This window comes from Arthrobacter sp. SPT-J7, from assembly GCF_059089965.1.
On record NZ_JBNHFF010000150.1, the window covers coordinates 1 to 8,340 of the forward strand.

10 protein-coding genes and 1 pseudogene are annotated in these 8,340 nt (G+C 65.3%); 5 read left to right on the forward strand and 6 right to left on the reverse strand.

Translation table 11 applies throughout. The features are described 5' to 3' along the window. Positions 1-142, reverse strand: a pseudogene (locus AC5RWX_RS27445) (glutamine synthetase); the annotation flags it as partial. Between the two features lie 257 nt (positions 143-399). On the opposite strand from AC5RWX_RS27445, the gene panB reads away from it, so the two are divergent. After that, on the forward strand, positions 400-1,296 hold the full coding sequence (gene panB / locus AC5RWX_RS27450; protein ID WP_494099422.1) for a 3-methyl-2-oxobutanoate hydroxymethyltransferase: 897 nt from the start codon (positions 400-402) through the stop codon (positions 1,294-1,296). A gap of 53 nt (positions 1,297-1,349) precedes the next feature. On the opposite strand, the gene AC5RWX_RS27455 is transcribed toward panB, so the two are convergent. Next, positions 1,350-1,514, reverse strand: a complete 165-nt coding sequence (locus AC5RWX_RS27455) for an SPOR domain-containing protein (RefSeq protein WP_494039446.1) — start codon at positions 1,512-1,514, stop codon at positions 1,350-1,352. Between the two features lie 118 nt (positions 1,515-1,632). On the opposite strand from AC5RWX_RS27455, the gene map reads away from it, so the two are divergent. From map to AC5RWX_RS27470, 3 genes are all read left to right on the forward strand, one after another. Beyond that, complete coding sequence (gene map, locus AC5RWX_RS27460) at positions 1,633-2,511, forward strand: type I methionyl aminopeptidase (protein WP_494099423.1); 879 nt, start codon at positions 1,633-1,635, stop codon at positions 2,509-2,511. A gap of 123 nt (positions 2,512-2,634) precedes the next feature. Further along, a complete protein-coding gene (gene ppgK / locus AC5RWX_RS27465; protein ID WP_494099424.1) occupies positions 2,635-3,438 on the forward strand; it encodes a polyphosphate--glucose phosphotransferase in 804 nt (267 codons plus the stop codon). A 38-nt stretch (positions 3,439-3,476) separates the two neighbouring features. Continuing rightward, positions 3,477-4,211, forward strand: a complete 735-nt coding sequence (locus AC5RWX_RS27470; RefSeq protein ID WP_494099430.1) for an SDR family oxidoreductase — start codon at positions 3,477-3,479, stop codon at positions 4,209-4,211. Between the two features lie 73 nt (positions 4,212-4,284). Here the strand turns inward: AC5RWX_RS27470 and nrdR are convergent, their stop codons facing one another. From nrdR to AC5RWX_RS27485, 3 genes are all read right to left on the reverse strand, one after another. Then, entirely contained in the window at positions 4,285-4,791 is a 507-nt protein-coding gene (gene nrdR, locus AC5RWX_RS27475) for a transcriptional regulator NrdR (RefSeq protein ID WP_494099425.1), read from the reverse strand. A gap of 142 nt (positions 4,792-4,933) precedes the next feature. Continuing rightward, entirely contained in the window at positions 4,934-6,331 is a 1,398-nt protein-coding gene (gene hisD / locus AC5RWX_RS27480; protein WP_494099426.1) for a histidinol dehydrogenase, read from the reverse strand. 4 nt (positions 6,332-6,335) lie between these two features. After that, the gene (locus tag AC5RWX_RS27485) at positions 6,336-6,872 is read right to left on the reverse strand and encodes a hypothetical protein (protein ID WP_494099427.1); all 537 of its coding nucleotides are present in this window, start codon (positions 6,870-6,872) and stop codon (positions 6,336-6,338) included. Between the two features lie 125 nt (positions 6,873-6,997). On the opposite strand from AC5RWX_RS27485, the gene AC5RWX_RS27490 reads away from it, so the two are divergent. Next, positions 6,998-7,498, forward strand: a complete 501-nt coding sequence (locus AC5RWX_RS27490; RefSeq protein ID WP_494099428.1) for a flavin reductase family protein — start codon at positions 6,998-7,000, stop codon at positions 7,496-7,498. A gap of 81 nt (positions 7,499-7,579) precedes the next feature. Here AC5RWX_RS27490 and AC5RWX_RS27495 read toward each other — a convergent pair. Next, on the reverse strand, positions 7,580-8,340 hold a 761-nt coding region (locus AC5RWX_RS27495), incomplete at its 5' end, for an OB-fold nucleic acid binding domain-containing protein (RefSeq protein ID WP_494099429.1).

Here is an 8,340-nt window from a genome sequence, read left to right on the forward strand (position 1 = left end):
CTTCCTCGAAGGCGCCCTCTACTTCCGCCGGCGCCAGCGCCACGGACTTGAGTGAACCCACGACGTCGGTGAACCACAGGCGCACGAAACGTACGTCGCGCTCTTCGATCGTGCGCAGGACAAACTCTTGCTGGCGGTCCATGATGGCCTCTTCTCCGGTCAACGTCCATGCCCCGGTCCGCAGAAAGCCGGCAGCAGTTCACAAACACTGTACTAAGAATTGCCGCCGATGCTGGAGCCTGCGGGCCGCGTAACACAGCGTTAACACGGCAGCCGGAGAATGGCACCAGCGGCAGCCACGGTGGCAGCCGCCGCCGATGCCTCCGTTATGACGCGAATCACCCTTGCTGGAGACACCGCCTGTAGCTAGGACTACCGGTACCGCATTACGCTCATGCCATGGCCTCAAGCAACCGCCCCGACTCAAGCATGTCCGCCGGCGTCCCCGCCCCCTACGGCAACGGGCCCGGCCAGGGCGCACCGCCATCCTCGGAGCGGAAGCCGGCCAAGGTGCGCCTCCACCACCTCCAGCAGGCCAAGAATGACGGCACCAAATTCGCGATGCTGACCGCCTACGAGCAGTACACGGCAGAAATTTTCGACGCCGCCGGCATTGAGGTGCTCCTCGTGGGCGACTCGGCGTCCAACAATGTCTACGGCAATGAGACCAGCCTGCCGGTGACCGTGGACGAGCTGCTGCCCCTGTGCCGTGCAGTGGCAAGGTCCGCCAAGCGCGCCCTCATCGTGGCCGACCTGCCGTTCGGCAGCTACGAGGTCTCCCCGGAGCAGGCCGTTGCCGCGGGCGTGAGGTTCCTGAAGGAAGGCCTGGCGCATGCCGTCAAAATCGAAGGCGGGAAATACTATGCGCCGACCGTCCGGGCCATGGTGCAGGCGGGGATTCCGGTGATGGCCCACATCGGCTTTACGCCGCAAAGTGAGCACGCACTGGGCGGTTACCGTGTCCAGGGCCGCGGCGACGACGCCCAGCGACTGATTGACGACGCCGTCGCGCTGGCTGAGGCCGGCGCCTTCACCGTGCTGATGGAAATGGTCCCCGCGGAGACGGCGGCAGCGGTGGATAAGGCCGTCACCGTCCCCACGGTGGGCATCGGCGCCGGCAAGGAGACCACCGGGCAGGTGCTGGTCTGGCAGGACATGGCCGGGCTGCGGGGCGGCAGGATGGCCAAGTTCGTCAAGCAGTACGCGGACCTTCGGACCACACTCCTTGAGGCCGCCGCTGCGTACGGTGAGGATGTCAGGACCGGCCAGTTCCCCGGGCCCGAGCACACGTTCTAGCCTCCGGTTCCAGGAAGCAAGCCGGCGGTAAAGCCGGCCTGCGTGGGGCCTCGTCAGTCGTCGTCGTCCTTTTCCCAGGCTTCATTGCGGGCCCGGACCTTCTCCAGGGCGTGCTCCGCTTCTTCCCTGGTTTTATAGGGTCCGATCAGCTGGCTCCAGTCCGAGAGCCGGTCCTCCTCCACCTCGTGGGTCTTGATGTTGTACCAGTACTCAGTCATCGTTGTTCCCCGTTCCGGCAGGCAGGAAGCTGCGTGACGCGCGTAACTTAAACCTTTACGCGGGACAGACGCGGCTCCCGGTTGTTAGGCCTTCTGTGGTGCCTTATATGATCAATCTATGCCTTCCCTTGCCTCGACTGCACCCATCGGCACCCTTACCCCGGGAACCGTCAGCCCGCAGCGTCCCGTACCGGCGTCCATCCCCCGCCCCGAGTATGTGGGCCGGCCGGCACCCACGAAGTTCACCGGCTCCGAGGTCAAGTCCGCGGAAACCGTTGAAAAGATCCGTGTGGCCGCAAAAATCGCCGCGCAGGCCATTGTTGAAGTGGGCAGGCACATCGGGCCTGGAGTCACCACCGACCAACTGGACAAGGTGGGGCACGAGTTCCTCCTTGACCACCACGCATACCCTTCCACCCTCGGATACCGGGGATTCCCCAAGTCCTTGTGCTCGTCACTGAACGAGGTCATCTGCCACGGGATCCCGGACTCTACAGTGGTCAACGACGGCGACATCCTCAACATCGACATTACGGCCTACATCGACGGTGTCCACGGCGACACCAACTACACCTTCCTGGTAGGGGACGTCGACGAGGAGTCGCGCCTGCTCGTGGAACGGACGCAGGAATCCCTCAACCGTGCCATCAAGGCCGTTGCCCCGGGCCGTGAAATCAACGTGATCGGCCGCGCAATCCAGTCCTACGCCAAGCGCTTCGGCTACGGCGTAGTGCGGGACTTTACCGGGCACGGTGTCGGCGAAGCCTTCCACACCGGGCTCATCATTCCGCACTACGACGCCGCCCCCGCCTACAGCACGGTGATTGAGCAGGGCATGGTGTTCACCATTGAGCCGATGTTGACGCTGGGCACCGTGGAATGGGACATGTGGGCCGATGACTGGACGGTTGTGACCCGGGACCGCAAGCGCACCGCCCAGTTTGAACACACCCTGCTGGTCACCGAGTCCGGCGCGGAGATCCTGACCCAGCCCTAACCCTCAGCAATACCAAGCTGCCCACACCTTTACCGGTCAGCCAGTGCCGCTGACCACTTAACTGCCCCGGGGCCGGCTTCCCGCCGCCCCTCCCTGCCCGCCCCTGCCACGAACGGAAACCCATTGGCCAAGAAGGACGAGAAGTCGCACAAGAACGCCCCGCTGATCGGCATCGACATCGGAGGCACGGGAATCAAGGGCGGCATTGTCGACTTGAAGAAGGGCAAGCTGCTGGGTGAACGGTTCCGCATTCCCACCCCGCAGCCGGCCACCCCGGAGTCGGTTGCCGAGGCCGTGGCACTGGTGGTTTCCGAACTCTCGGCACGCCCCGAGGCGCCCGCTGCCGGCTCCCCTGTGGGCGTCACTTTCCCCGGAATCATCCAGCACGGCGTTGTGCACTCCGCAGCCAACGTGGACAAGAGTTGGCTGAACACTGACATCGACGGCCTCCTGACGGCGCGCCTGGGCCGTCCTGTTGAGGTCATCAACGACGCCGATGCCGCCGGACTCGCGGAGGCCCGCTATGGCGCCGGGGCCGGGGTTGCGGGCACGGTCCTGGTGATCACCCTCGGCACTGGAATCGGCTCAGCCTTTATCTTCGACGGCAAGCTCGTACCGAACGCCGAGCTGGGCCACCTGGAAATCGATGGCCACGACGCGGAAACCAAAGCCTCCGCAGTGGCCCGTGAGCGGGACGGCCTGAGCTGGGACGAATACAGCGTCCTGCTGCAGCGCTACTTCTCCCATCTTGAGTTCCTGTTCTCCCCCGAACTGTTCATCGTGGGCGGGGGCATTTCCAAGCGGGCAGACGAGTACCTGCCCAACCTCAAGCTCCGCACGCCGATCGTGCCTGCGGTCCTGCGGAACGAGGCCGGCATCGTAGGCGCCGCCATCGAAATCGCACTGAAGCACAAGCTCGCAAAATAGCTGTGAGCGATGCTTCTGGCCGCGCCACCCGCGGCGTTATGGTGGTAACCGGTGCCAGCCGGGGCATCGGCGCCGCCATCGCCCGGCTGGCCGCCCGTACCGGCTACGCGGTGGTGGTCAACTACTCCGCCGATGCTGGCGGTGCCGCGGCCGTGGTAAGGGACATCACGGACGACGGCGGCACGGCAGTCAGTGCCCGGGCCGACGTTAGTGATCCCGCTGCCGTCCGGTCTCTGTTCGACGCCGCCGCGCGGATTGGGCCGCTGACAGCAGTAGTGAACAACGCGGGCATCACCGGCAACCTGATCGGAAATCTCGTGGACGTGCCTGCCGAGGCCGTCCGGCGCGTCATGGATGTCAACGTGACAGGGACGATCTATGTGTGCCAGGAGGCCGTGCGCCGCCTGGACACCCAGGCCGGTGGCGCCGGCGGATCCATCATCAACATCTCCTCCACTGCGACCAAGGCGGGTTCCCCCGGCACCTGGGCGCACTACGCGGCCTCAAAGGGTGCCGTGGATGTGCTAACCACAGGCCTGGCGGCTGAAGTGGCGCGCCAGGGTATCCGGGTGAACGCAGTTGCCCCCGGGAGCACCAACACCGGCCTTCACGCTGCCGCCGGAATGCCGGACCGCGTTGAGCGGCTCAACCCGACTATTCCGCTTGGCAGGGGCGCTGAACCCGATGAGGTTGCGGCGGCGGTACTGTGGCTTATGTCAGCGGAGGCGGGCTATATCACCGGCGCCGTGCTGCCCGTTTCAGGGGGAAGGTAGTTTGGCCCTCTGAGGGCGGCAGGTGTGGTGCCGATGGTGGCTGCGGCTTCCCCTCCACTGGCGCCACGGGATCTTACAGGGGAGTCTTTTCGGAGCTTTTGGCGCCCTTGCCAGGGGTGCGCTTTGCGTCCTCTTCTGCTTCCTGGCGGAGCAGGGCGATGGCCGCTTCAAAATCCTCGAGGGATTCGAAGGCCTGGTAGACGCTCGCAAAGCGGAGGTAGGCCACCTTGTCCAGCTTCTGCAGCGGACCAAGGATAACGAGTCCCACTTCGTGGGCATCGATTTCGGCGGCGCCGGATGAGCGGATCTGCTCTTCGACTTCTTGGGCGAGCAGCGCGAGGTCGTCCTCGCTGACCGGGCGTCCCTGGCAGGCCTTGCGGACACCGTTGATCACCTTGCTGCGGCTGAAGGGCTCCCCCACGCCGGATCGCTTGATCACGGACAAGCTGGTGGTCTCCACTGTGGTGAACCTGCGACCGCACTCAGGACACTGGCGGCGCCGGCGGATGGCCGAGCCGTCGTCCGCCATGCGGCTGTCCACCACCCGTGAATCGGGGTTGCGGCAGAACGGACAATACATGGCGTCCCTTCTTTCGCTGGATGTTCTTCGCTGTGATGCGCTTCCCGGATGAAGCACGGGCAGCCCGATACCGCCTCTAAGTTTACGTCCCGGCGCAGCCTAATCACAAGCCTGTAACTACTACATGTTGTGGTTGGTACTACTAGATATCGGAGCCTGGCAGGTCCCGGCCCCCGGAGAACCGCGCCGTCACCGCCTCGCCGTGGGCGGGGAGGTCTTCTGCCCCCGACAGGCTGAGAATGTGCCCGCTTACTTCCGCCAGCGCCTCGCGGGTGTAGTTCACCACCTGGATGGCACGCAGGAACGTGATGACGTTCAACCCGGACGAAAAGGCAGCCGTGCCGCTGGTAGGCAGGACGTGGTTGGAACCGGCGCAGTAGTCCCCCAGGCTGACTGGGCTGTAGTCCCCAACAAAAATGGCTCCTGCATTCCGGATCCTGGCAGCCACGCCGGCGGCATCGCGGGTCATGATTTCCAGGTGTTCGGCGGCGTACGCGTCGCAGGCAGCTATGCCCTGTTCCAGGTCGTCCACCAGGACCACTCCGGACTGCGGGCCTGACAGTGCTTCGCGGACCCGTCCGGAGTGCTTGGTAGCCGCAGCCTGCCGGTCCAGTTCCGTGCGTACGGCAGCTGCGAGATCCTCGGAATACGTGATCAGCACCGAGGCTGCCTTGGGATCGTGCTCGGCCTGGCTGATGAGGTCGGCGGCAACCAGGGCAGGTTGAGCCGTGGAGTCTGCCAGGATGGCGATTTCGGTAGTGCCCGCCTCGGAATCGATGCCCACTGCACCCTTCACCAGGCGCTTGGCCGTGGCGACGAAGATGTTGCCCGGCCCGGTCACTACGTCCACCGGTTCCAGGGCCGGACCGGCCTCCGCTGCAGGTACCCCGTAGGCAAAGGCGGCAATCGCCTGGGCGCCGCCGATGGCGTACACCTCATTGATGCCCAGCAGTGCAGCAGCCGCAAGGATGGTGGGATGGGGCAGGCCGCCGAACTCCTTCTGCGGAGGCGATGCCAAGGCAATGGATCCAACCCCCGCTGCGAGGGCCGGAACCACATTCATGATCACGGAGGACGGGTAAACGGCCAGGCCGCCGGGAACGTAGAGCCCCACACGCGCCACCGGCACCCAATTTTGGCTGACCAGCGCGCCGTCCCCGAGTTGGACCTCCACGTTGCGGGGCCGCTGGCCGTCGGCGAACCGGCGCGCCCGGCTGATCGATTCCTCCAGCGCCTGGCGGACCGCCGGATCCAGCTCCTGAAGCGCCGCCGAGAGGGCCTCCTGCGGGACGAGCGGGTGGTTCTGCGCCACCCCGTCGAAACGAAGGGCCAGTTCGCCCAGGGCATCGAAACCCCGCTGCCGGACGGCCGTGATGATGTCGAGGACCTTTTCCTCCGCGTCGGCTACCGTTTGGCCCTGGGCGCGCGGCACCGCAGCGCGCAGTCCCGCGAGCGTCAGGTTCCGGCCTCGAAGGTCAACGGTCCGGAAGCTCACGGCGGAAGCGGCGGGGGTGGCGGGAAACTCGGAAGAAATAGTCACCGCACTATTTTACGGGCCCAACTGCAGGGTACGGCGAACTGTCCGCGCCGCCGTCGTCCTTCCTGCCCAGGAGATGCATTAACTCCAGCACGAAGACGGACACAGCAGTGGCAGCGGGCCACAGCAGCAGCACGGGCAGGGAGCGCAGCGAAAAGGCAATGCTGGCGTTGGCCGAGGCGTCCACCTCAGGCCCCCAAAGGTCTGCCGACAGCACACCAACCTGCCAGGCGAGGACGGCGCCGCAAAAGGCGCCGGCGAGCCCCATCAATAGGTCGGCCTGCGGATCACGGCGCTTTTTGCTTGTCAGGAACACTGCCAGGAGGCACCCGGCGAAGACCAGCAGCCCGGCGAGCGTGAGGTCCCTTGGCAGCCACACGTGGGGGTTGGTGCCGGCGCCGAGGGCAGGGTCCCGGGTGATCAGGTTCAGGCCGCCCGGCGCCAGGAACCACCAGAGGATTCCCGCAGGCACGCCCGCAGTTGCCGGGACCGCGAGCAGGGCCCAGGGCAACCGGGGAAGTGCCCGGCGGGTTGTTTTCGTCATGCAACAAACCTTAACAAATGTTCCAGCGGCTTAAAGGCCGGACGTGGGGCTTCAAGAGATTCCCTGCCTGGCCAAGGGGCCCATACCCTTGAAGGAGATCGCAGCCATCCACCACAGGAGTACCCGTGACCGTAAATGACGTACCGTTCGAGCGGACGTTCAGGGAGATGTTCCGGCGCCATGCCGCGGGCGTTGCCATCATCACGGTCAACTTCCAGGACAAGCCGTTCGGATTCACCGCCACGTCCGTAGCGTCGCTGTCAGCGCAGCCGCCGCGCTTCACCTTCAACATGGCGCGAAGTTCACGGTCATGGCCTGCCGTGGCCAACACCACCTATCTCGGGGTCCATATGCTTGGCCTGGAGAACCAACAACTCGCAGACCGGTTTGCCGGCGCCGGCAACCGCTTTGAGGGCGACCATTGGGCTACCGGGCCCCACGGGGTGCCGATCCTCAAGGACGTGGCTGGGTGGTTGATCGGTGAGGTGCAGATGCGACTCTCGTTCGAGAACAACGCTGTTGTGGTGGTCCAGGTGGTTGACGGCCAGGTGGGCGGGGAGGGATCGCCGTTGCTTTACCACAGCGGCGGCTACAGCCCGCCCGTGCCGCTCGCCTACGAAATCTGACAGCTTTACTGAACGCACCCGGGGCCGCGGGCGGGATTCGCTCCCGCCCTCGGCTGCTGGTTGCTGCCCCTCCCGGCGCCCTCAGGCGTCGAGGCAGGCCGGGCCCAAAAGTACCTTCAGGTCGCCAAAGAGCGACGGGCTGGGGTTCACGCGGAGGTGGACCGGCAGGCCCATGATTTCGGTCCGGGTGTCGCCCTGCAGGTGCAGGCGGACTTCTGAGTTCCCTCGGTGTGTCCGGAGCACATCGCCCAGCTCAGTGACCACAGTCTCCGTGGCCTTGTGGGTGGGCATGGTGATCACCAGCGGCCCGTTCAGCCCTTCGCTCAGGTCCGGAACGGACAGTTCCATGCAGTTGAGCGTGATGGCGCCGTCGTCACGCTTCTGCAGGCGTCCCTTGACCACCACGATCAGGTCCTCGGCAAGCACCGAGGCAATGGGCCCGTAAACCTGGCCGAAGAACATCACTTCCATTGAACCGCCCAGGTCCTCCACTTCCGCCCGGGCGTAGGCGTTGCCGCTGGCCTTCGCGATGCGCCGGCTCAGCGACGTGATCATGCCCGCGATGGTGATGATGGCGCCGTCCTGCGGCCCGTCCTCGCCCAGGACGGACGTGATGTTCATTTCGGCGTGCTGGCTGAGCACCCCTTCAAGGCCCTGAAGCGGGTGGTCCGAGACGTACAGCCCCAGCATGTCCCGTTCGAAGGAGAGTTTGTCCTTCTTTTCCCACTCCGGCAGGTCCGGGATATCGATGCTGAGCGACGACTCTGACTCGGCTTCCGCAAAGCCGGCGAAAAGGTCGAACTGGCCTATCGCTTCGTTCCGCTTGAGCGTGATAACCGAAT